This window comes from Flavimobilis soli (genome assembly GCF_002564025.1).
Lineage (GTDB): Bacteria > Actinomycetota > Actinomycetes > Actinomycetales > Cellulomonadaceae > Flavimobilis > Flavimobilis soli.
Map to the genome: position 1 here is coordinate 2,203,792 of NZ_PDJH01000001.1, position 22,193 is coordinate 2,225,984.

The 22,193-nt window shown below is 72.7% G+C and carries 19 protein-coding genes and 1 tRNA gene; 13 read left to right on the plus strand and 7 right to left on the minus strand.

Translation table 11 applies throughout. The features are described 5' to 3' along the window. Positions 1-24 precede the first annotated feature (24 nt). A complete protein-coding gene (locus ATL41_RS10000) occupies positions 25-1,038 on the minus strand; it encodes an XdhC family protein (RefSeq protein WP_098458345.1) in 1,014 nt (337 codons plus the stop codon). Positions 1,039-1,151: 113 nt separating this feature from the next. Here ATL41_RS10000 and ATL41_RS10005 point away from each other — a divergent pair, with 113 nt between their 5' ends. The 7 genes from ATL41_RS10005 (at position 1,152) to topA (ending at position 8,912) form a co-directional block, all read left to right on the plus strand. After that, entirely contained in the window at positions 1,152-1,646 is a 495-nt protein-coding gene (locus ATL41_RS10005) for a nucleoside deaminase (RefSeq protein ID WP_181010246.1), read from the plus strand. Positions 1,647-1,859: 213 nt separating this feature from the next. Then, the gene (locus ATL41_RS10010; protein WP_098458346.1) at positions 1,860-2,933 is read left to right on the plus strand and encodes an ABC transporter substrate-binding protein; all 1,074 of its coding nucleotides are present in this window, start codon (positions 1,860-1,862) and stop codon (positions 2,931-2,933) included. A gap of 10 nt (positions 2,934-2,943) precedes the next feature. Then, positions 2,944-3,774, plus strand: a complete 831-nt coding sequence (locus ATL41_RS10015) for an ABC transporter ATP-binding protein (protein WP_098458347.1) — start codon at positions 2,944-2,946, stop codon at positions 3,772-3,774. Further along, entirely contained in the window at positions 3,771-4,565 is a 795-nt protein-coding gene (locus ATL41_RS10020; protein ID WP_098458348.1) for an ABC transporter permease, read from the plus strand. Before ATL41_RS10015 ends, ATL41_RS10020 begins: the two co-directional genes overlap by 4 nt. Next, the gene (locus ATL41_RS10025) at positions 4,562-5,425 is read left to right on the plus strand and encodes an ABC transporter permease (RefSeq protein WP_181010247.1); all 864 of its coding nucleotides are present in this window, start codon (positions 4,562-4,564) and stop codon (positions 5,423-5,425) included. Before ATL41_RS10020 ends, ATL41_RS10025 begins: the two co-directional genes overlap by 4 nt. Then, positions 5,412-6,047, plus strand: coding sequence for a nucleotidyltransferase family protein (locus ATL41_RS10030; protein WP_245854750.1), 636 nt, complete (start codon positions 5,412-5,414; stop codon positions 6,045-6,047). Before ATL41_RS10025 ends, ATL41_RS10030 begins: the two co-directional genes overlap by 14 nt. A gap of 108 nt (positions 6,048-6,155) precedes the next feature. Further along, entirely contained in the window at positions 6,156-8,912 is a 2,757-nt protein-coding gene (gene topA / locus ATL41_RS10035) for a type I DNA topoisomerase (protein ID WP_098458349.1), read from the plus strand. A gap of 332 nt (positions 8,913-9,244) precedes the next feature. On the opposite strand, the gene ATL41_RS10040 is transcribed toward topA, so the two are convergent. From ATL41_RS10040 to ATL41_RS10050, 4 genes are all read right to left on the minus strand, one after another. Next, on the minus strand, positions 9,245-9,847 hold the full coding sequence (locus ATL41_RS10040) for an endonuclease domain-containing protein (RefSeq protein WP_169924546.1): 603 nt from the start codon (positions 9,845-9,847) through the stop codon (positions 9,245-9,247). Then, positions 9,801-10,169: a type IV toxin-antitoxin system AbiEi family antitoxin domain-containing protein gene (locus ATL41_RS13705; protein ID WP_143556606.1), complete on the minus strand. Its 369-nt coding sequence runs from the start codon at positions 10,167-10,169 to the stop codon at positions 9,801-9,803. Before ATL41_RS13705 ends, ATL41_RS10040 begins: the two co-directional genes overlap by 47 nt. A 450-nt stretch (positions 10,170-10,619) precedes the next feature. After that, positions 10,620-13,211, minus strand: coding sequence for an ABC transporter permease (locus ATL41_RS10045; RefSeq protein WP_098458351.1), 2,592 nt, complete (start codon positions 13,209-13,211; stop codon positions 10,620-10,622). Beyond that, positions 13,208-14,068 (minus strand): ABC transporter ATP-binding protein, encoded by an 861-nt coding sequence (locus ATL41_RS10050; RefSeq protein WP_245854752.1) that lies wholly within the window; start codon positions 14,066-14,068, stop codon positions 13,208-13,210. Before ATL41_RS10050 ends, ATL41_RS10045 begins: the two co-directional genes overlap by 4 nt. A 169-nt stretch (positions 14,069-14,237) precedes the next feature. On the opposite strand from ATL41_RS10050, the gene ATL41_RS10055 reads away from it, so the two are divergent. Continuing rightward, positions 14,238-15,278: a Gfo/Idh/MocA family protein gene (locus tag ATL41_RS10055; protein ID WP_098458353.1), complete on the plus strand. Its 1,041-nt coding sequence runs from the start codon at positions 14,238-14,240 to the stop codon at positions 15,276-15,278. Between the two features lie 29 nt (positions 15,279-15,307). Here the strand turns inward: ATL41_RS10055 and ATL41_RS10060 are convergent, their stop codons facing one another. Next, positions 15,308-15,982, minus strand: coding sequence for an HAD-IA family hydrolase (locus ATL41_RS10060; RefSeq protein WP_219810389.1), 675 nt, complete (start codon positions 15,980-15,982; stop codon positions 15,308-15,310). A gap of 95 nt (positions 15,983-16,077) precedes the next feature. Between ATL41_RS10060 and tmk the strand changes: the two genes are divergently transcribed. From tmk to ATL41_RS10085, 5 genes are all read left to right on the plus strand, one after another. After that, positions 16,078-16,782: a dTMP kinase gene (gene tmk / locus ATL41_RS10065; RefSeq protein ID WP_098458354.1), complete on the plus strand. Its 705-nt coding sequence runs from the start codon at positions 16,078-16,080 to the stop codon at positions 16,780-16,782. Further along, complete coding sequence (locus tag ATL41_RS10070; protein WP_098458355.1) at positions 16,779-17,918, plus strand: DNA polymerase III subunit delta'; 1,140 nt, start codon at positions 16,779-16,781, stop codon at positions 17,916-17,918. Before tmk ends, ATL41_RS10070 begins: the two co-directional genes overlap by 4 nt. Before the next feature lie 52 nt (positions 17,919-17,970). Further along, positions 17,971-19,590, plus strand: a complete 1,620-nt coding sequence (locus ATL41_RS10075; protein WP_245854754.1) for an alpha/beta hydrolase — start codon at positions 17,971-17,973, stop codon at positions 19,588-19,590. A 168-nt stretch (positions 19,591-19,758) separates the two neighbouring features. Next, a tRNA-Thr gene (locus tag ATL41_RS10080) sits at positions 19,759-19,834 on the plus strand. A 91-nt stretch (positions 19,835-19,925) separates the two neighbouring features. Further along, complete coding sequence (locus ATL41_RS10085) at positions 19,926-21,206, plus strand: MFS transporter (RefSeq protein WP_098458356.1); 1,281 nt, start codon at positions 19,926-19,928, stop codon at positions 21,204-21,206. Between the two features lie 19 nt (positions 21,207-21,225). Here ATL41_RS10085 and ATL41_RS10090 read toward each other — a convergent pair whose 3' ends face one another. Continuing rightward, positions 21,226-22,158 carry a universal stress protein gene (locus ATL41_RS10090; RefSeq protein WP_169924547.1) on the minus strand — a complete coding sequence of 311 codons (933 nt, stop codon included), beginning with the start codon at positions 22,156-22,158 and terminating at the stop codon, positions 21,226-21,228. Positions 22,159-22,193: the final 35 nt, after the last annotated feature.

Here is a 22,193-nt window from a genome sequence, read left to right on the forward strand (position 1 = left end):
CGGCCGTGGCCGGCCAGGGCGGGTTCACGCAGCCGAGAGCGGCTGGGCGCCGCGACCTGCGCGGGCCGCGAGGATCTCCGCCAGGACGGAGACGGCGAGCTCGCCCGGGGTGCGGGCGCCGACGTCGAGCCCGAGCGGCGAGCGCACGGACGCGACGAGCGCCTGGTCGACGCCGTCGGCCAGGAGCGTCGCGGCGCGGCGGTCGCGCGTGCGGCGCGACGCCATCGCGCCGACGAACCCCGTTCCGGCACGCAGCGCGATGCCGAGCGACTCGGCGTCGTACCGCTCGTCGTGCGCCATGACGCACAGCGCGTCGCGCGGCCCCAGGGCGAGAGTCGGCAGCACGCGCTGCGGCCACGCGGCGACGACGTGCGTCGCCTCGGGGAAACGCTCCTTCGTGCAGAACACCGGGCGCGGGTCGCACACGACGACCGACCAGCCCGCCCCCGCGCCGAGCGCGCACAGCGCCGCGGCCTCCGCCGTCGCGCCGAGCAGGACGAGCCGCGGCGCGGCCTCGCGCGTCTCCCAGAACAGGGGAGCACCCTCGGGGGCCGACGCGTGGTCGCGTCCCGTGGCAGGCCCGTCCACGACGACGCCGTAGCGCGCCGAGAGGCCCTCTGCTGCGCGCTCGACCTGGTGCAGCGCGTCGGGCGAGTCGTCGAGCAGACGCACGAGCACCTCGACCCGGCCCCCGCACGTCAGCCCCATGGACAGGTCGCCGTCGAGCGGACCCAGACCGAGCAGGTCGTCGCCCGGGAGGGCGCGCGCGAACAGGTCGGCAGCACCCGCCGACGCCGCGGCGTCGACCCGGCCGAGGACGTGCGCGGGCGCGCCCGCGAGCACCGCGAGGCACGCCTCGTGGACCTGAGCCTCGACGCAACCGCCGGTCAAGGACCCGAGCACGGCGCCGTCGTCGCGCACCGCCATCGACGTCCCCGCAGGCCTGGGCGCGCTCCCGTGCACCGCGACGATCGTCGCGACGGCGACGCGGTGACCCTGGCGCTGCCACGCCAGCAGGTCTCGGGAGAGCTCGAGCATGGACACGACGCTACGGAACAGATGTTTCAGGGCCGTAAGCGCCCGGAGACGTCCGCGCAACACTCGCCGCGCAGCATGGTCGCAGCACCAGGACCAGACCGAGGGAGCCCACCATGACCATCACCAGCGAGCCCACCACCGCCGTCGAGACGCGGTGGCTCGACCTGGCCGTCGAGCTCGCGGTCCGCAACGTCGCCGAGGGCGGCGGACCGTTCGGCGCCGTGATCGTCCGCGGCGGCGAGCTCGTCGCGACCGGCCAGAACCGCGTGACGCGCGACCTCGACCCGACCGCCCACGCCGAGGTCCAGGCGATCCGCGCCGCGTGCCGCAAGCTCGGCTCGTTCTCGCTCGCGGGCTGCGAGCTGTACACGTCGTGCGAGCCGTGCCCCCTGTGCGCGTCGGCGTCGCTGTGGGCACGCCTCGACCGCGTCGTTTTCGCAGCCGACCGGCACGACGCCGCTGCGGGCGGCTTCGACGACCGCGCCTTCTACGAGCTCATGACGCGGGAGCCCGGCACCTGGCCGACGCCGGTCGAGGGTCTGCGCACCGCGACCGCCTTCACGCCGTTCGAGGCGTGGAGCGCGAACACCGCCCGCACCGACTACTGACGGCACCACCTGTGCGGCCCGCCCTGGAGAACGCTCTGCGGCGGGCCGCGCTGCATCCGCAAGGGAGCGTGAACATCCGCGTCTCGTCAGCAATGCAGACGTTTACCGCCGTGAAACGTCCGTTGCGACCGCTTGAAATACGTCCCACCTAGTTTCGGTGGCGTAGGGGAAAAGCGCGTGCGGCTGGGGCCGCCCGACAGAAAAGAGATCCGCATGACCGTCTCGACCACGACCCACCGCCGTCGTCTCGGCCTCAAGGCTGCGGCGCTCGCCGCAGCAGCCGCGCTCGTCCTCACGGGCTGCAGCAGCGACAGCGACGCGGCACCCAGCCCGGCCGCGAGCGGCGCATCCGCCGACCTCGGCACGCTGACCGTCCAGCTCTCCTGGATCAAGAACGCCGAGTTCGCGGGGGAGTTCTTCGCGATCGAGAAGGGCTACTTCAAGGACGCCGGCTTCAGCGACGTCATCCTCAACGCGGGTCCCGGCGCGACCGAGTCGATCGTCCTGTCGGGCGGCGCGGACTTCGGCCTGTCCAACGCGGTCTCGGTCGGGGCCGTCGTCGCCGAGGAGGGGGCGCCCCTCAAGATCGTCGGCACGACGTTCCAGAAGAACCCGTTCACGATCCTGTCCCTCAAGGACGGCGGCAACATCGCGACGCCGGCCGACCTGGTCGGCAAGAAGATCGGCGTCCAGGCCGGCCCGAACGAGGCGCTGTTCGACGCGCTCCTCGTCGCGAACGGCATCGACGCCAGCGAGGTCGAGAAGGTCCCGGTCGAGTACGACCCGGCGCCGCTCGTCAACGGCGACGTCGACGGCTTCCTCGCCTACGTCACGAACGAGGCCATCACGGTCGAGGCCGAGGGCCACCCGGTCACCAACCTCCTGTTCGCCGACAACGGCCTGCCGTTCGTCGCCGAGTCGGTCGTCACGACCGACGAGATGATCGAGAAGAGCCCGGAGAAGGTCAAGGCGTTCCTCAAGGCCGAGATCCTCGGCTGGAAGGACGCGGTCGCCGACCCCGAGGAGGGCGCTCGCCTCGCTGTCGAGAAGTATGGCAAGGACCTCGGCCTCGACATGGACAAGGAGCTCGAGCAGGCGACCGTCCAGACGTCGCTCATCGTGACCGACGAGACGAAGGCCAACGGGCTCTTCACGATCTCGGACTCCCTGATCGAGCAGAACCTCGCGACCCTCAAGGCGTCGGGTATCGAGCTCGAGGCGTCCGACCTGTTCGACCTGTCGCTGCTCGGCGAGCTCCTCGCGGCCGAGCCCGACCTCACGAAGTAAGGGCCACGCCATGACCGTCACGGTGGCGGGCTCCGACGCCCAGGGAGTCGCCGGCTCCCTGGGCACCGGGGTCCGGATCGAGAACCTCACGAAGACCTTCGGATCGGGCAAGCGCTCGGTCACTGCTCTCGACGACACGACGCTGTTCACGGACCAGGGGACGTTCCTCTCCCTCCTCGGTCCGTCCGGCTGCGGCAAGTCGACGATCCTGCGGATCCTCGCAGGGCTCGAGCAGCCGACGAGCGGCACCGCCCTCGTCGACGGTCGTACGCCGCTCGAGCTGCGCGAGGCGCACGAGCTGGGGATCGCGTTCCAGGACTCAGCCCTGCTGCCGTGGCGGTCGGTCGTGGCGAACATCCGCCTCCCGTTCGAGGTGGCGGGCGTGCGCCCCGACGACGCCCTGGTCGAGGAGCTGATCCGGCTCGTCGGGCTCGAGGGCTTCGAGAAGGCCAAGCCGTCGCAGCTCTCGGGCGGCATGCGCCAGCGCGTGTCGATCGCGCGGGCGCTCGTCGTCCGGCCGAGCGTGCTGCTCCTCGACGAGCCGTTCGGCGCTCTCGACGACATGACGCGCCAGCGGCTCAACCTCGAGCTGCTGCGCATCTGGACGGAGAAGCCCGCGACCACCCTCATGGTCACTCACGGCATCTCCGAGGCGATCTTCCTCTCAGACCGCGTCGCGGTCATGAGCGCCCGACCGGGCCGGGTCAAGGAGATCATCGAGGTCGACCTCCCGCGTCCGCGCCTGCCGGAGATGCAGCGGACGCCGGAGTTCCACGCGCTGTGCGACCACGCCTCCGACCTGCTGTTCGGGTCGGGCGGGGCGGCCGGGGACGAGCCGTGACGGCCGCCGAGCGGTTGCGGGGCTGGGCCCCGGGCGCGATCGGCATCGTGGTGCTCGTCGCGCTCTGGTGGGTCGCCGCCGCGACGGTCCTCGCGGACTCGACGCTGCCGACGCCCGGCGGCGTCGTCCGGGCGCTCCTCGACGACGGCTGGTCGTTCTACGCCGCGAACTTCGGCGTGACGATCGAGGAGGCCGTCCGCGGCTTCGTGATCGGCAACGGTCTCGCGCTCGCGCTCGCGTCGCTCGTCCTGCTCGTGCCGCTGCTCGAGCGGGTCGTCATGCAGGTCGCGGTCATCAGCTACTGCCTCCCGCTCGTCGCGATCCTGCCCATCATCTACATCGTCATCGGACCGCCGCCGTCGGGCGAGCCGTCCGGCACCGCGGTCGTCCTCGCGGGGCTGTCGGTGTTCTTCACGACCGTCGTCGGCGCCGTCCTCGGGCTGCGCTCGGCGGACCGTGCGAGCCTCGACGTCGTGACGGTCTACGGCGGCGGCCGGTGGAAGCAGCTCACGAAGGTGCAGCTCTTCGCGTCGCTGCCGAGCGTCGTCTCGGCGCTGCAGATCGCGGCGCCCGCCGCGGTGCTCGGCGCGATCCTCGGCGAGTACATCGGCGGCATGGACCGCGGCGTCGGGCCTGCGCTCGTCAACGCGCAGCAGTCGCTCGCCTCCGAGCGGGCGTGGGGCATCGCCCTCGTGTGCGCGCTCGTCGCAGGCGCGGGCTATGCGCTGTTCGGCCTCGTCGCCCGGTGGGTGACGCCGTGGGCCGGGGGCCGGACGGAGGGAGCACGATGAGCCAGACCAGCACCGCCGCCGCGCCCCGCGCAGCGAGCGCACCGCGCGCGGGCCTCGCGTCCCTGCGCACCGCGAGCCTCGGCACGCTGCGTGTCGTCGGCGATGCCGTCATGACCCTCGTCATCGTGCTCGCCGTGTGGGTCGGTGCGCTCGCCGTCTTCGAGGTGTCGCCGTACGTCGGCAAGGGCCCGCGCGAGGTGTGGGAGTACCTCGTCGAGGTGCCCAAGGCCGCCGCCAACCGCGCGGAGATCGTCACGCTGCTCGGCGAGACGCTGCGCGACGCGTCGCTCGGCTTCGTCACGGGCATGGTCGGGGCGCTCGTCCTCGCGGCGGCGATCGTGCTGTCGCGCGGCGTCGAGGCGACCGTCATGCCGGTCGCGATGCTGCTGCGCTCGGTGCCGCTCATCGCGCTCGCCCCGATCATCTTCCTGCTGCTCGGCCGCGGCGCCGTCACCGTCGCGGTGATGAGCGGGATCGTCGTGCTGTTCCCCGCGCTCGTGACGATCGTGTTCGGGCTGCGCTCCGCGTCGCCGCAGATGCGCGACGTCGTGCACGTCTTCGGCGGGTCCGACCGGGCGGTCCTGACGAAGGTCGCGCTGCCCTCGGCGCTCCCGGCCCTGTTCGCGTCGGTGCGCGTCGCGGTCCCTGCCGCGATCACGGGGGCGCTCATCGCGGAGTGGCTCGCGACCGGGCAGGGCATCGGCTACGGCGTCGTCTCGGCGGTGGGCCGCGCGCAGAACACCAAGGTGTGGGCGATGGTCGCCGCGATCACGCTCGTCTCGCTCGTGCTCTACACGGTCGCGCAGCTCGTCGAGCGGTTCGTGCTCGCGCGGTTCGGGGACGGCGGTGGTCCTCGCTGACGGCCGCGGCGTCGTCGCGCCGCGGCCGCTCGTGCGTCCCCGCGCGGCGGGCCTCGTGCTCGCCGCCGGTGCTGGCACACGCATGGGCGTGCCGAAGGCCCTCGTGCGGGATGCCGACGGGCGCACCTGGCTGAGCCACGTCGTCGAGGTCCTCGGGGAGGGTGGCTGCGAGGAGGTGACGGTCGTGCTCGGGGCGCAGGCGGAGATCGCGCGGACGCTCGTGCCGGCGGGCGTCCGCGTCGTCACGGCGCACGGCTGGGCCGCCGGGCTGTCGGCCTCGCTCGCCGCCGGGCTCGCCTGCTTCCTCGGTGACGAGGACCTGTCGCGGGCCGACTGCGCGGTCATCACGCTCGTCGACCTGCCCGAGCTGAGGCCGGCTGCGGTGCGTCGGGTCCTGGGGTCCGCGCCCTGCGCGAAGAGCCTGCGCAGGGCGGTGTACGACGACGCCCCGGGCCATCCCGTCGTCGTCGGCCGCGACCACTGGGCGCCGCTCCTGCGGCAGGTCGACCGTGCAGGTGGGGACCGTGGAGCGGGCCCGTACCTGCGTCGCGCGGGCTGCGAACCGGTCGACTGCACGGACCTCGGAGGAGGGTGCGACGTCGACTCCCCGCCGCGCGGGTGACGTCCACAGCGGCCAGAGGTCCCGGCTCGCACGGTCCGATGCATCCCTTACGCTGGCTGCGAGTGCGCCGCGGTGGCGCGCTCGCTCGGCAGAGGAAGCAGGCTGGCCATGTCTCAAGGACGCAAGCTCGTCATCGTGGAGTCCCCCGCGAAGGCGCGCACGATCGCGTCGTACCTCGGCGACGGGTACGAGGTCGAGGCGAGCGTGGGGCACATCCGTGACCTCCCGCAGCCGTCCGAGCTGCCCGCCGAGATGAAGAAGGGCCCCTTCGGGAAGTTCGCGGTCGACGTCGAGAACGGCTTCACCCCGTACTACGAGGTGTACGGCGACAAGAAGAAGAAGGTCGCCGAGCTCAAGCGGCTCCTCAAGGACGCCGACGAGCTCTTCCTGGCCACTGATGAGGACCGCGAGGGCGAGGCCATCGCGTGGCACCTGCTCGAGGCGCTCAAGCCCAAGGTGCCGGTCAAGCGCATGGTGTTCCACGAGATCACCCGCGAGGCGATCACCCGTGCGCTCGAGAACACCCGCGACATCGACGAGCGGCTCGTCGACGCGCAGGAGACCCGCCGCATCCTCGACCGTCTCTACGGCTACGAGGTGTCGCCCGTGCTGTGGCGCAAGGTGCGCCAGGGCCTGTCCGCAGGCCGCGTGCAGTCGGTCGCGACGCGCCTCGTCGTCGAGCGCGAGCGCGAGCGCATGGCGTTCGTCGCCGCCGAGTACTGGGACCTCACGGCCGAGTTCACGACCCCGCAGGGTGAGCGCGACGACCAGTGGTTCAACGCTCGCCTGACGACGCTCGACGGCGCTCGCGTCGCGTCGGGCCGCGACTTCACGGACCGTGGCGAGCTCAAGTCCGCGTCGACCGTCCACCTCGACGAAGAGGCGGCTCGCGCGGTCGCCGCCGCGATCGACGGCCAGACCGCCACGGTCCGCAGCCTCGAGACCAAGCCGTACACGCGCCGCCCGGCGGCGCCGTTCACGACGTCGACCCTCCAGCAGGAGGCGTCCCGCAAGCTCCGGATGAGCTCTCGTCAGACGATGCGCACCGCGCAGACGCTCTACGAGAACGGGTACATCACCTACATGCGTACGGACTCGCCGGCGCTGTCGACGCAGGCGATCGACGCCGCGCGGCGCCAGGCCTCCGAGCTGTACGGCCCGGCCTACGTCCCTGAGAAGCCGCGCTACTACGCGTCGAAGGCGAAGGGCGCGCAGGAGGCCCACGAGGCCATCCGCCCCGCCGGTGACTCGTTCCGCACGCCTGCGCAGGTCGCTGGCGAGCTGTCGGGCGACCAGTTCAAGCTCTACGAGCTCATCTGGAAGCGCACCGTCGCCTCGCAGATGGGCGACGCGCGAGGCTCGACGGCGTCGGTCCGCCTGGGCGTCGAGGGCACCCGCGCCGACGGCACGAAGGTCGACGCCGTGTTCTCGGCGTCAGGCACGGTCATCACCTTCCGCGGCTTCCTCGCCGCGTACGAGGAGGGCCGCGACACCGACCGGTACGACGACGACGCGAAGAAGGACGGCGAGTCGCGCCTCCCCGAGATGGCGGAGGGCGACACGCTCGCGAGCCGCGACCTCACGGCGGACGGGCACACGACGTCGGCGCCGCCGCGCTACACGGAGGCGAGCCTCGTCAAGGCGCTCGAGGAGCGCGGCATCGGCCGCCCGTCGACGTACGCGTCGACGATCTCGACGATCCTCGACCGCGGCTACGTCGTCTCCCGCGGGCAGGCGCTCGTGCCGTCGTGGATCGCGTTCGCGGTCGTGCGGCTCCTCGAGGAGCACTTCGACCGGCTCGTCGACTACGACTTCACCGCTGCCATGGAGGCGGACCTCGACCAGATCGCCGCGGGCGAGGTCGACCGCACCGCCTGGCTGTCGAAGTTCTACTTCGGCGAGGGCTCCGGGTCGAGCGAGAGCCTCAAGGCGCTCGTCGACAACCTCGGCGAGATCGACGCCCGCGACATCAACTCGGTCCCGGTCGGCGAGGGCATCGTCCTGCGCGTGGGCCGATACGGCCCGTACATCGAGGACACGGCCGCCGAGGTCAAGGAGGGTGAGAACCCGCCGCGCGCCTCGGTGCCCGACGACGTCGCTCCCGACGAGCTCACGGTCGCCAAGGCGCGCGAGCTGCTCGAGACGCAGGCTGACGGGGACATCGTCCTCGGCACGGATCCCGAGAGCGGCCACCCGATCGTCGCGCGCGCCGGCCGCTACGGCCCGTACGTCACCGAGGTGCTGCCCGAGCCGAAGCTCGAGGAGGGCCTGTCCGCGGCGGCGAAGAAGCGTGCGCTCGCGGCGCTCCCCAAGCCCCGCACGGCGTCCCTGTTCAAGGGCATGTCGCTGCAGACGATCACGCTCGAGGATGCGCTGCGGCTGCTGTCGCTTCCCCGCGTCGTGGGTGTCGACCCGGAGACGGGCACGGAGATCACGGCGCAGAACGGCCGCTACGGCCCGTACCTGAAGAAGGGCACGGACTCGCGGACGATCGCGAGCGAGGAGCAGCTGCTGACGATCACGCTCGAGGAGGCGCTCGCGATCTACGCGCAGCCCAAGCGCGGCCGCGGCGCGACGGCGGCGGCACCGCTCAAGGAGCTCGGCGAGGACCCGACGTCGGGCAAGCCGATCGTCGTCAAGGACGGACGGTTCGGCCCGTACGTGACCGACGGGACGACCAACCGCACGCTGCCGAAGGACGCGTCGATCGAGTCGATCACGCACGAGCAGGCGGTCGAGCTGCTCGCCGAGAAGCGCGCGAAGACCCCCGCCAAGAAGACGGCAGCGAAGAAGGCTCCTGCGAAGAAGCCGGCGGCCAAGAAGGCTCCTGCGAAGAAGCCGGCGGCGAAGAAGAAGGCCGAGTAGCGGCTCCGGGCTCTGGCCCGGCCCCTTTACCGCTTTCCTGAGCTCCGCGACCGATCGCCCGGGTGCACACGTAAGGTGTGCACCCGGGCGATCGGTGCATGGCTGCCCTTCTCTGGCTGCCCCTCTCTGGCTGCCCCTCTCTGGCTGCCCCTCGCCCCCCTGGAGCATGTGGCTGGCACCCCTTCCGCCTCGACGGATAGCCCGCTTGCACGTGTGAGGTGGGCAACCGGGCGATCGGTGCGTCAGGCCGGGCGCTTCCCGGGAGACAGATCGCCCTGGTGCACGTGAGAGGTGTGCACCGGGGCGATCAGTGAGGGTGGCAGGCGGGTCGCTCAGACCGTGCTGCGCTCGGAGAGCACCGCGCGGATCGTCCTGACGGTCTCGTCGGGGCGTTGCACGATGTCGTCGTACGTGAAGCGGAGCACGAGGTAGCCAGCCGCTGCCAGGCGGTTGTCCCGGGTGCGGTCTTGCTGGAAGCGATCCGCGTGCGCACGTCGGCCATCGATCTCGATGATGACGCGCTGCGCGGCAAACAGGACGTCCGCCCGCCCGACCAGCCGTCCGTGCACGTCCCGCACGGGCGCGTCGGCCTCCCACCCGGTGATCTTCGCTGCATCGAGAAGATCGTGGGCGCAGCCCTCGGCGTGGCTGTGGGCGCCGCGCGCAGTGAGGTCGAGGAGCCTGCGGACCTGTGCGTTCCCGCGGGCGCGTGGCTGAGCTGTGAGGCGGCTGCGCAGCTCGTCCCTGCTCAAGAAGTCACGGGACGCGAGCCACGCGAGCAGGTCGCGAGCGTCGTCGAGCGGCAGCCAGGCGAGGGCGTCGACGAACGCTCGCTCCCGGGCTGCGACGAACGCGCTCGCCAGACCGAGGGACGGGACGGCGGCTACCTCACTCCGGTCCAGGCGGACACGCCGGGGGGCGGATCCCCCCGCCAAGGTCGTCGCCAGGGCGGTCTGTCCAGACGTCGACCGTCGACAACGTGGGGATCGGCGCCCCGTGGAACGCGGCCGCAGCGGGACCGAGCAGGATCGATCCCGGTCGGGTGAGCCAGGCTGCCACTCCCAGCGAGCGCGGGGTCACGTCCTCTTCAGACAGGACAAGCCCACGACCGACGATCCGTTTCCAGACGCCGTTCGCGATGCGGTAGTCGATCTGACGGCGGGACATCCCGGTGGCCCGTGCCTGGGCGGAGGTAAACACGCCGAGCTGGCGTCGCGCGACGGGAGGCGTCCACGTGCGGTCGATCAACGAGGGCATGGTCAGAGAGTGAGCCGTCGAGCGGCTGCGCGAGCAGTCGAGCTCTTCCTGGTGGACTAGGCCGTCACCCCGGAGCGCTGTGGGCCCCTACCGGAGCAGCGGCCAGCCCGCGGCCGATCGGGGCCATCGTGGCCCGACGGATCGCCCGCTTGCACGCGTGAGATGTGCAACGAGGGGATCGGTGGGATGGCGAGTCGACGGCGACGGCGAGGTGAACGCCGGGTCGATGGCGAAGTCGGGGCCGGATACGGCCCGCGGATAGCCCGCTTGCACGTGTGAGATGTGCAACGAGGGGATCGGTGCGAAGCAGAGGCGGAGGATGAGCGACCGATCGCCCGGGTGCGCACGTCACGTGTGCACCCGGGCGATCAGTGGGTCCGGGAGGGAGAGCGGCGCTCTAGGCCGGAGCCTTGGGACTCCAGGAAGGGTCTCCTGGCGAGTCCCCCCGGGCTACTCGGCCGCGAGGCCATCCAGGACCGGCATGCGGGCCGCCCGGATCGACGGCCACACCGCTGCCACGAGACCGACGACCGCCGCGAGGACGACCATCCCGCCGAGCGTGCCCCACGGCACGACGAGCTGCGTCATGCCCTCGTCCTTGAACACCGCCGGCAGCGCGGTCGCGATACCCACGCCGACGGCGACGCCGAGGATCGTGCCGAACAGCGCCGTGAGCACCGACTCGATCGCGACCATCGACGACAGCTGGAGCCTGCCGAGCCCGACCGCCCGCAGGAGGGCGACCTCCCGGGTGCGCTCGATGATCGACAGCGCGAGCGTGTTGACGATCCCGAGCACCGCGATGAGGACGCTCAGGCCGAGCAGCGCGTAGATGACGGTGAGCATCATGTTCACCTGGTCGGCGAGCGCGTTGACCATCTCCTCCGCGTCCATCACCGAGATGACGAAGTACGGCTTGACGATCTCGACGAGGTCGGCGCGCAGCTGGTCCTGCGTGAACCCGTCGGCCGCGGTCGCGAACGCGACGGCGATGCCCGAGAGCTCGGGGCGCACGACCTGCTCGTACACGTCGCGCGGGACGAACATCGCGCCGCCGAACGCCTGCGAGTCGATGATCGCGCCGATCCGCACCTGGGTGCCGCCCGCGCCGGTGGTGACACCCTGCTCGGCGCCGAGCGTGACGACGTCGCCGACCTCCCAGCCGTTGCTCTTCGCGGCCGGCTTGAGCGCGAGCGCCTCGCCTCGCTCGAAGGACGCGAGCTCGCCGTCCTCGACCGTGACGTCGATCGACCGCTCCCAGAGCGAGGGCTCCGCGGAGAACACGAACTGCGGGGTCGTGGTGCCGGACGCGAACGTCACCCCGTAGTCCGCGACGTCGAGCGTGTCGACCGAGGGCGCCGCGGCCATCGCGTCGGCGGCCTGGCGCGGCAGGTCGCCCTCCATGGACTGGACGATGAGGTCCGCCTTGAGGTCGGACTCGATGACCGAGCCGATCGACGCGGTCGTCGACGCCGCGAGGACGCCCGAGGCGCTCACGAGGACCATGCCGATCATGAGCGCGCCTGCCGTCGACGCCGTGCGGCGCGGGTTGCGCACGACGTTGCCGCGGGCGAGGCCGCCGAGCGGCTTGCCCCACGCCGCGAACGGCGCGGCGAGCACCGGGACGACCCAGCGGGCGAGCACGGGAGCGAGGACGAGCATGCCCACGACGAGCGTGACCGCGCCGATGCCGAGCATCGTGGGGGCGCCGTCGACCACGAGACCGTCCGCCGTCCTGGCGAGCGACGCGTACACGACACCACCGATGCCGGCGAGCGTGAGCACAGCACCGATCGCGGTACGCACGCGCAGCCCCTTCTCGGACGGCGCCTCGGCGCGCATCGCCTCGACGGGCGCGGTCAGGGCCGCCCGGCGGGCGGGGATCGCGGCCGCGACGAGCGAGACGACGGTGCCGACGACGAGCGAGATGACGACCGTGTCGGCGGTCAGCGCGACCGCGCCGCCCATCTCCATGCCCATGCCGGCGAGCAGCGCGGACAGGCCCGCGGCGATGCCGATGCCCAGGCCGATGCCGACGGCCGAGCCGAGGACGCCGATGACGAGCGCCTGGCCGAGGATCGACGCGAAAACCTGCGACGGGCTCGCGCCGATCGCCCGCAGGAGCGCGAACTCCCGCATGCGCTCGCGCACGCTCATCGAGAACGTGTTGGCGATGAGGAAGCCGCCGACGAACAGGGACACCCCGGCGAACACGAGCAGGAACACCTGGATGAAGCCGAGCATCGAGCCGATGGCCTCGCTCTGCTCCTCGCGCATCGAGTCACCCGTGACGACCTCGGCCTGCGCCGCGCCCTCGGCCGACGAGGCGGCGAGCGTCTGCGCGAGCGCGTCGCGCAGCTGGGTCTCGCTGACGCCGGGCTCGGCGTACACGGAGATCGTGGAGACGGTGCCGTCGGGGGAGTACGCGGCGGCGGCGACCTCGGGGTCGAGGCCGATGAGCAGCGCGCCTGCCATCGTCGCGTCGAAGTGCGCGAGGCCGACGACGGTCACGTCGAGGATGTCGCCTTGGAGGATGATCTTGGTGCGGTCGCCGGTCGTCAGGCCGGCGCGCTCGGCGGTCGACTCCTCGAGGACGATCTGGTCCGGGCCGACGGCGTAGTCGCCGTCGGTCACGCGGACGACCGTGTCGTCGCGGGCGAGCGCGACGCCGAGCGTCGGCGCGCCGGACGTCGTGACGGCGGTGCCGTCCTTGCCGACGAGGACGAGCGTGCCGCCGTGGTCGGCATACGCGCGGTCGACGCCGTCGACCTCGCGGACCGTATCGACGAGGCTCGCGGGGATGGGGGCGTGGACGCTCCCGGCCGAACCGGTCGTGCCGTCCATGCCGACGACCATGTCCGCGCCGCGCACGTACGCCTGGGCGGAGTAGGACGAGTCGACGATCGCGTCGAACGTGCTCGCCAGGACAGCGCGCAGGGAGTAGGTGCCGGCGACGAAGGCGACACCGAGGGCGACGGCGAGGACCGCCATCCCGAAGCGGACGAAGTGGGCGCGGATGCCGCGCAGCGCGACGCGGATCATCGGGCCGGCACCTCGGCTGCGGCGTCGAGCAGCTCGTCGCCGGTGCCCGGGAGGGCGCGGCGCCCGGCCTCGCCGCGCGCAGGGGTGAGCTCCGCGAGCTGGGCGAGGATCGCGTCGTGCGTGGGCTCGCGCAGGTCGGCCGCGAGGCGGCCGTCGGCGAGGAACAGGACGCGGTGGGCGTACGACGCCGCGCGCGGGTCGTGCGTGACCATGACGACGGTCTGGCCGAGCTGCTCGACCGAGCGGCGCAGGAAGGACAGCACCTCGGTCGCGGAGTGCGAGTCGAGGTTGCCGGTCGGCTCGTCGGCGAAGATCACGGCGGGCTTGGACACGAGGGCGCGGGCGCACGCGACGCGCTGCTGCTGGCCGCCCGACAGCTCGTCGGGGCGGTGGCGCAGGCGGTCGCGCAGGCCGACGGTCTCGACGACCTCGTCGAACCAGGCGCGGTCGACGGGGCGGCGCGCGATGTCGAGGGGGAGGGTGATGTTCTCCTCGGCGGTGAGCGTCGGGATGAGGTTGAAGGACTGGAAGATGAAGCCGAGGTGCGTGCGCCGCAGCTTGGTGAGGTTGCGCTGGTTCATGCGGCCGATCTCGTGGCCGTCGACGACGGCGCGGCCGGACGTGACGCGGTCGAGGCCCGCCATGCAGTGCATGAGGGTGGACTTGCCGGAGCCGGAGGGGCCCATGATGGCGGTGAAGCGGCCGGACGCGAAGTCGACGTCGATCCCGTCGAGCGCGGTCACGGCGGTCTCGCCCGAGCCGTAGACCTTGGTCAGGCCGCGGGCCCACGCCTGCGGGGCGGTGCCGTCGGTGAGCACACCGAGGGTCGCGGTCGAGCTGTCGGGGGTGGCGGTCATCATGCTTCCGTTTCGTGTCGTGGTTCATGTGGTCCGTGTCTCCATGAGCCTCCCGCGTCGCGCTCCCGAGCGTCATCGGGATTTCCCCCCAGTGGGCCCCTGATTCCCCACCCTGAGAGGTCCCTGAACCGGGACCTCGGGTCGGGGCCGTGCGCGCTAGCGTTGCCCCATGAGCAACGACGCCTCCCTGAACCAGTCCCTGCCGTCCCCGACCGTGCCTGACCCGGCCTCCGCGCCGTCGATCCGCTGGGGGATCCTCGGCGCCGGCAACATCGCGGGCTCGTTCGCGTCCGCCGTGACGGCGCACACGCGGGCGCAGCTCGTGGCGGTCGGTTCGCGCGACCGGGTCCGCGGTGAGCGGTTCGCGACGGCGCACGGCATCCCGACGACGCACATCGGGTACGAGGAGCTCGTCGCGGACGACCACGTGGACGCCGTCTATGTCGCGACCCCGCACTCGGAGCACAAGGACCAGGCGCTCCTCGCGATCGCGGCGGGCAAGCACCTCCTCGTCGAGAAGTCCTTCACGCGCAACGCGGCCGAGGCCCGTGAGGTGTTCGACGCCGCGCGCGCCGCGGGCACGTTCGTCATGGAGGCGATGTGGACGCGCTTCCTGCCGCACGTCGCAGCGCTGCGCTCGGTGGTCGCCTCGGGGATGATCGGCGAGATCGTCAACGTCTCGGCGGACCACGGTCAGAAGTTCGTGCACGACCCGTCGTCGCGCCTGTTCGACCCGGCGCTCGCGGGCGGCGCCCTGCTCGACCTGGGCGTGTACCCGGTGTCGTTCGCGCACGACCTGCTCGGTGCACCCGAGGCCGTGACGGCTGTCGGCGCGCTGACGGACACGGGTGTCGACGGTCAGATCTCGATGGCGCTGTCCTACGGCGACCGTGCGCAGGCGACGCTGTCGACGACGCTGTGGGCGCGCACGCCCACGGTCGCGCTCGTCTCGGGCACGGAGGGTTACATCGAGGTCGCGGGCAGCTTCTACTCGCCGACGTCGTTCACGGTCCGGCTCAACGACGGCTCGCGGTGGACGTACGACCGTCCTGCGGCGAAGGGCCTGCAGTACGAGGCGGCCGAGGTGGCACGTTGCGTCGCGGAGGGCCGCACGGAGTCCGAGCGCATGACCTGGCAGGGCACGATCGACGTGCTCGAGACGATGGACGAGGTCCGTCGTCAGGTGGGCGTGGTCTACCCGGGCGAGTGACCGGCCGGCCGGGCCCTGCAGGCCCGGTCTCAGGCCGTGCGCGTCAGGCGCACGCCTGCCGGCTCGGCCGCGAGGCCGACGTCGGTGAGCGCCGCGACGGTCGTGTCGGCGTCGAGCGCCGCGAGGGGGTGCGTCGAGGCGACCCCGAGCGTCGTGCAGCCGGCTGACCGCGCCGAGGCGAGGCCCGCGGGCGCGTCCTCGACGGCGAGGCAGCGTCGCGGCGTCGTGCCCATGACCGCGGCCCCGCGTGCGAACGGCTCGGGGTCGGGCTTGCCGTGGGTCACGTCGTCGACCGTGACCATGCGGTCCGGGGCGCTGAGCCCGGCCGCCGCGAGGCGGACGAGGGCGAGCGCCCGCGAGCAGCTCGTGACGATCGTCCAGCGCGAGCCGAGCCCGGCGAGCAGGTCGGCGATGCCGGGGAACGCGACGACGCCCTCGGTCGTCTCGAGCTCGATCGCGTCGTAGCGGGCCTTGGCCTCGGCCCATCGCTCGGGTGGCAGGACCTCCTCGACCTGCGCGTGCGACGGCACGCCGTGCGACTTGGGCAGGTCAGGGTCGAGGCCTTCCTCGCGGAGGAAGCGGTCCCAGGCGATCTCGACGGCGCGGGTCGAGTCGACGAGCGTGCCGTCCATGTCGAAGAGGACGGCGTCGAAGACGGCGGCGTCGGGCTGCCTGTCGGCGGGGGAGCGGGTCGCGTCGGTCACGTCCTCCAGGGTAGGTCGGGGCCGCGGCGCAGGCCGCGGCGCGCGCCGTCCGGACGGCGGTCCGCGGCGTCGGAGGGGGTCGGTAGGCTGGCGCCGTGACTGTCTCCTCCCTCGGATCGCCGTCGGCGTCGGGCGTCTTCGTGTCCTTCGAGGGCGGCGACGGCTCCGGCAAGACGACGCAGATCTCCCTGCTCGCCGACTGGTTCTCCCGGATCGGCTACGAGGTCGTCACGACCCGCGAGCCCGGGGGCACCGCCATGGGCCTCGAGCTGCGCCGCCTGGTCCTGCACGGTGAGGACATGGACCCGCGCACGGAGGCGCTGCTGTACGCGGCCGACCGCGCGCACCACGTCGACACGGTCGTGCGGCCGGCCCTCGAGCGCGGCGGCGTCGTCATCACGGACCGTTACCTCGACTCGTCCGTCGCGTACCAGGCGGGCGGTCGCGAGCTGAGCGCCGCGGAGATCGAGAACCTCTCCCTGTGGGCGACGCGCGGCCTGCTGCCGCACGTGACGATCCTGCTCGACCTCGACCCTGCGATCGGCGTCGCCCGCGTCCCGGGTGGCCTCGACCGCCTCGAGCGGGCGGGCGCCGAGTTCCACGTCCGCACGCGCGAGGCGTATCTTGCGCGCGCCGCCGCGCACCCGGGCCGCATCGTCGTGGTCGACGCTGCGCGGACGGTCGAGGAGGTGCACGCGCAGGTCGTCGAGCTCGTCGCGCGCCGCCTCGGCATCGAGGTCGAGTCGTCGCTCGCGGTCGTCGAGGATTCCCCGCTCGACCCGGCGCAGGGGGACGCGTGACCGACGTCTGGGCCGACGTCGTCGGGCAGGAGGACGCGATCGCGCCGCTGCGCGCGGCCGCGGCCGACGACTCTGCGATGACGCACGCCTGGCTCGTCACGGGCCCGCCCGGGTCGGGCCGGTCGAACGCCGCGCGCGCGTTCGCGGCCGCGCTCCAGTGCACGGGCGACCCGGCCGCCGACGAGCGCGAGATCGCCGCGGTCATGAAGGGCACGCACCCCGACGTCACCGTCGTCGCGACCGACAAGGTGACCATCTCGATCGACGAGGTGCGCGGCCTCATCGGTCTCGCGCAGCGCAGCCCGGCCCACGGTCGGTGGCGCGTCATCATCGTCGAGGACGCCGACCGCATGCTCGAGCGGACCTCGAACGTGCTGCTCAAGGCGATCGAGGAGCCGCCCGCCCGCACGGTGTGGGTGCTGTGCGCGCCCAGCCCTCAGGACGTCGTCGTGACGATCCGCTCGCGCTGCCGCAAGATCGCCCTGCGCGTCCCGCCCGTCGAGGCGGTCGCGGACCTGCTCGTGCGGCGCGACGGCGCCGACCCGGAGGTCGCGCTCGAGGCCGCGCGTGCGGCCCAGTCCCACATCGGTCTCGCGCGGCGCCTCGCCCGCGACCCGGCCGCGCGCGAGCGCCGCGCCGCCGTCCTGTCGCTCGCGCGACGCATCCGCGGCGTGGGCGACGCCGTGCTCGCGGCGGGCGAGCTCGTCGACGTCGCGCAGGCCGAGTCCGCTGCGCACTCCGAGGAGCGCAACGCGGCCGAGAAGGCCGACCTGCTGCGTACCCTCGGCGTCGAGGCGGGCCAGACCGTGCCGCCCAACCTGCGCGCGCAGGTCAAGCAGCTCGAGGACGACCAGAAGCGCCGGGCGACGCGCGCGCAGCGCGACACGCTCGACCGCGCGATGGTCGACCTGCTCTCCCTCTACCGGGACGTGCTCGTCGTCCAGCTCGGCTCCGACGTCGAGCTCGTCAACACCGCGCACGCCGAGACGGTGCGTGCCCTCGCCGAGGAGTCGGCCCCGGAGCAGACCCTGCGCCGCATGGACGCGATCGGGACCGCGCGCACGCGCCTGACCGGTAACGTCGCGCCCCTGCTCGCCGTCGAGGCGATGATGATCGCGCTGCGTCCTCAGGGCTGAGACGAGCCGCGTCCAGCCGCGCCGAGAGGCGCGAGCCGTTACGGTGGAGCACGTGCTGAAGACCACCGCCACCCGCTCGTCCGCCTCGTCCGCCCCGCACCGCAGGGCCCTCGGGACCGGGCGCGGCGTCCGGTGGTCCGCAGCGTCCCTCGCCCTTGCGGTCGCGCTCGCCGGGTGCACGGCGGGCAAGGAGGCGGTCACCGTCGAGCCGAGCGGGACGTCGACGAGCGCGGGCCAGCCCGGTACGCCGTCCAACCTCGTCCCCGCCGACCTCGACCCGGCGCTCCTGCCGTTCTACGAGCAGCGCGTCTCGTGGGAGGACTGCGGTGGCGGCCACCTCTGCGCGGACATCGAGATCCCCGTCGACTGGGCCGACGCGTCCGCCGGCAAGGCGAGCCTCGCGGTCGAGCGCACGCAGGCGTCCGGGACGAAGCAGGGCTCGCTGCTCATCAACCCCGGCGGTCCGGGCGCCTCGGGCGTCGAGTTCCTCGACGCCGCGCTCGGGGCGATCAGCCCCGAGGTCCAGGAGGCGTACGACGTCGTGGGCTTCGACCCGCGCGGCGTGGGGCGGTCGAGCCCCGTCGCGTGCCTCGACGACGCGGGCAAGGACCAGCTGCTCTCGACCGACCACAACCTCGACACCGACAAGGGCCGCGCGGACTTCCAGGCGGCGTGGACCGCGTTCGGCGCCGCGTGCCAGGCCAACACCGGCGCTCTCCTCGGGCACGTCGACACCGCGAGCGCAGCGCGCGACATGGACCTGCTGCGCGCGCTCCTCGGCGACGAGAAGCTCACCTACCTCGGCTACTCCTACGGGACGCAGCTCGGCGGCACGTACGCGGCGTTGTTCCCGGACCGCGTGGGCCGGCTCGTCCTCGACGGCGCGGTCGACTACACGCTCGAACCGGACAAGCTGAGCCTCGACCAGGCGATGGGCTTCGAGCGAGCCCTGCGCGCGTACGTCACGGACTGCATGGCCGGCGCGAAGTGCCCGCTCACGGGCTCGGTCGACGACGGGCTCAAGCAGATCCGCGACCTGACCCAGCGCGCGTACACCGACCCGCTGCCGACGCAGGACTCGGGACGCGTGCTCACGCGCACCCTCGCCTTCTACGGCATCGCGGTCACGCTCTACGCCGACGAGTCGTGGCCCCTGCTGACGCAGGCGCTCTCGATGGCGATGCAGCGCAACGACGGATCGGGCCTGCTGTCGCTCGCCGACTTCTACAACGGCCGAGGCCTCGACGGGACGTTCGAGGACAACTCGACGGAGGCGTTCACGGCGGTCAGCTGCGCCGACGGACGGGCGCCGACCGACGTCGCGCACATGCAGGCGGAGCGCGACAAGATCGTCGCGGTCGCGCCGACGCTGGGCGACTCGTTCGCGTGGAACGCGCTCGTGTGCGCCGGGTGGCCGACGCCTGCCGCGCCCCTCACCGCCGACGTGTCCGCGCCGGGCGCGGCGCCGATCGTCGTGATCGGCACGACGAACGACCCGGCGACCCCGTACGAGTGGTCGCAGGCGCTCGCGAAGACGCTGTCGTCGGCCGTTCTCCTCACGTGGGAGGGCGAGGGGCACACGGCGTACGGGCGCGCGAACGACTGCATCGCGGACGCGGTCGACGCGTACTTCCTCGAGGGCACGGTCCCGCAGGAGGGGCTCGTCTGCTGACGTCGTCCGGTCGGCCTGCGCACGCACGCCGGACCTGAGGGAGGCGCGCGAGCATGCTCCGACCGCCTCGCTGATCCGCGTGGCCCGCATCACTGCGACCGAGTTGGACCGCTCCCCGAGACGTGGTTATAGTTGTCGCGGCTCGACGGGTCCGCCCGTTGATGACCAGCCGCCTTAGCTCAGTCGGCAGAGCGTTTCACTCGTAATGAAAAGGTCAAGAGTTCGATTCTCTTAGGCGGCTCCACCGGAAGGCCCTCGGGATCATCCCGAGGGCCTTCCGCATTCCCGGGTCGTGGGGCGTGACAGCTCCCGCCGGGCGACGAAAGGACGGACCCATGCGTCCACGTGCCACCGGTGGTGCCGCAGCAGGGCTGCTGCTCGCCGCCGTCGTGCTGTACGCGCTCAACCTGCGCGGACCGATCGTCGCCGTCGCCCCGATCGTCCAGGAGGTCGCGTCAGGGCTCGGGATCTCCGTCGCCGCCGCAGGCGTCTTCTCGAGCATCCCGGTCGTCCTGTTCGCGACGGCGACGCCGTTCGCGGCGTTCCTCATGCGTCGCGCGAGCCTCGAGACGACGGTCCTCCTGTCGCTCGCGGTCGTCGCGCTCGGGACGGTCGTCCGTTCGCTCGGCGACTTCGCGTGGGCCGTGACGGGGACCGTGGTGATCGGTGCGGCCATCGCGGTCGGGAACGTCGTCGTGCCCGTGATCGTGCGCAGGGACTTCCGCGGGCGCGAGGGCGTGGTCAACGGCATCTACACGGCGTCCCTCAACGCTGGCTCGGTGCTCACGACGGCGCTCACGGCGCCGCTCGCGGACCTCGTCGGGTGGCGGTGGGCGCTCGCGTCGTGGGCGCTGCTGACGCTCGTCGCGGCGGCCGTTTGGTGGCGCGTGCGCGACCTGGCCCTGCCCGGCCGGTCGTCGGGTGCGAGCCTGGTCGGCGGCGCCCCTCGCGGGCACGACGCCGAGGCGACCGACGGTCGTGGCGCGGCGGAGGGCACCCCTGCCGGTCCCAGCGTCCCGGCGGAGCCGTCGCGCACGGTGTGGCGTCGGGTCGACGTGTGGCTGCTCGTCGCCGCGATGGGCGGGCAGTCGTTCTCCTACTACTCGCTCAGCGCGTGGCTGCCGACGCTCCTCGCGGACACGGTCGGGCTCGACGCGAACGGTGCGGGCGTCGCGTCGTCGGCATTCCAGGCGCTCGCCGTCGTCGGCGCGATCGGTGCACCGGTGCTCATGGCGAAGGGGGTCTCGACGCGCGTCGTGCTCGTCGGCCTCGCCGTGCTCTGGGTCGCGCTCCCGGTCGGGCTCCTCGCCGCGCCCGGCGCGAACGTCGTCTGGATGTCGTGCGCGGGGGTGGCCCAGGGCGGCAACTTCACCGTGCTCATCACGATCATGGCGAGGCGCGCGCGGGACGGTCGGGAGATGCAGCGCATGTCGGCGTTCGTTCAGGGCTGCGGGTACGGGATCGCGGCGACCGGGCCGACGCTGCTCGGGCTCGTGCACACGGCGAGCGGCGGCTGGACCGTTCCCCTCGTCGTGGTGCTCGGCGCGCTCACCGTGATGGCTGTCGCGGGGCTGGTCGTCGCGTCGGCGCGGCCCGTGCCGCCGCGACCGGTCTAGACGGGCTGCTCGGGCCCGGTCAGGTCCGCACGATCGTCACGGGGCACGGCGCGTGCTCCATGAGCTGAGCGGAGACCGAGCCCAGCAGGAGGCGCTCGAAACCGCCGACGCCGCGCGAACCGAGCACGAGCCACGCCGCTCCTGCGGCGCTGCGCAGCAGGCCGCGGCCGGGGCTCGCCCGCAGGACCTTGCGGACCAGCTGGTCCTCGGGCAGGTCGATGCCGGCCCGCTCGAGGGCCTTGTCGAGCTGTTGCCCGGCCCGCTCCTCGAAGTCCTCGATCGGCGGCACCCATCCGAACGACTCGCTCGGGATGCCGCTCGTCGTGAACTGCCAGCACGCGACGGCGTGCAGGGGGAGGTGTCGGCGCTTCGCTGCCTCCGCGGCGAACCTGAGCGCGGCGACCGACGGCGCGGACCCGTCGACTCCGACGACGATGCGCGGCGTCTCGTCGAGCTCCGCCCCGTCGAGCGCGGCCTCGCGCTGCTGCTCGGCCCGCTCAGGGTCCGGGATGACGGTGACCGGCAGGTGCGCCTGCCGGACGAGCCCTGCCGACACGGACCCCATGAAGAGACGTCCGAGCCGCCCGACACCGCGCCGGCCGACGACGAGCATCGACGCACCCGCGGCCGCCTCGAGGACGGCGGGCACGACCGGCCCCTGCACGGGGGTCCTGATGATGTCGATCCCGCTGAGGTCGTGCTTCTCCTGGACGCGGGCGATCGAGGAGTCGATCCGCTCCTGGGCGAACGCGGCGAGCCGCCGGAACGTCTCGTCGACGTCCGTGATCGCCATGATGCCCTCGGACATGTGGACCCACGTGGCGTCCCAGGCGAGGACGACCTCGAGCGGGACGTGCCGCGACTCCGCCGCGTCAGCGGCCCAGGCGAGGGCGTGGTCAGAGTTGAGCGAGCCGTCGACCCCGACGACGACGCGGTTTGAAGGCATGGTCATCACCTGCTCCCGTCGCCGGACGCTCCGTCGCGTCC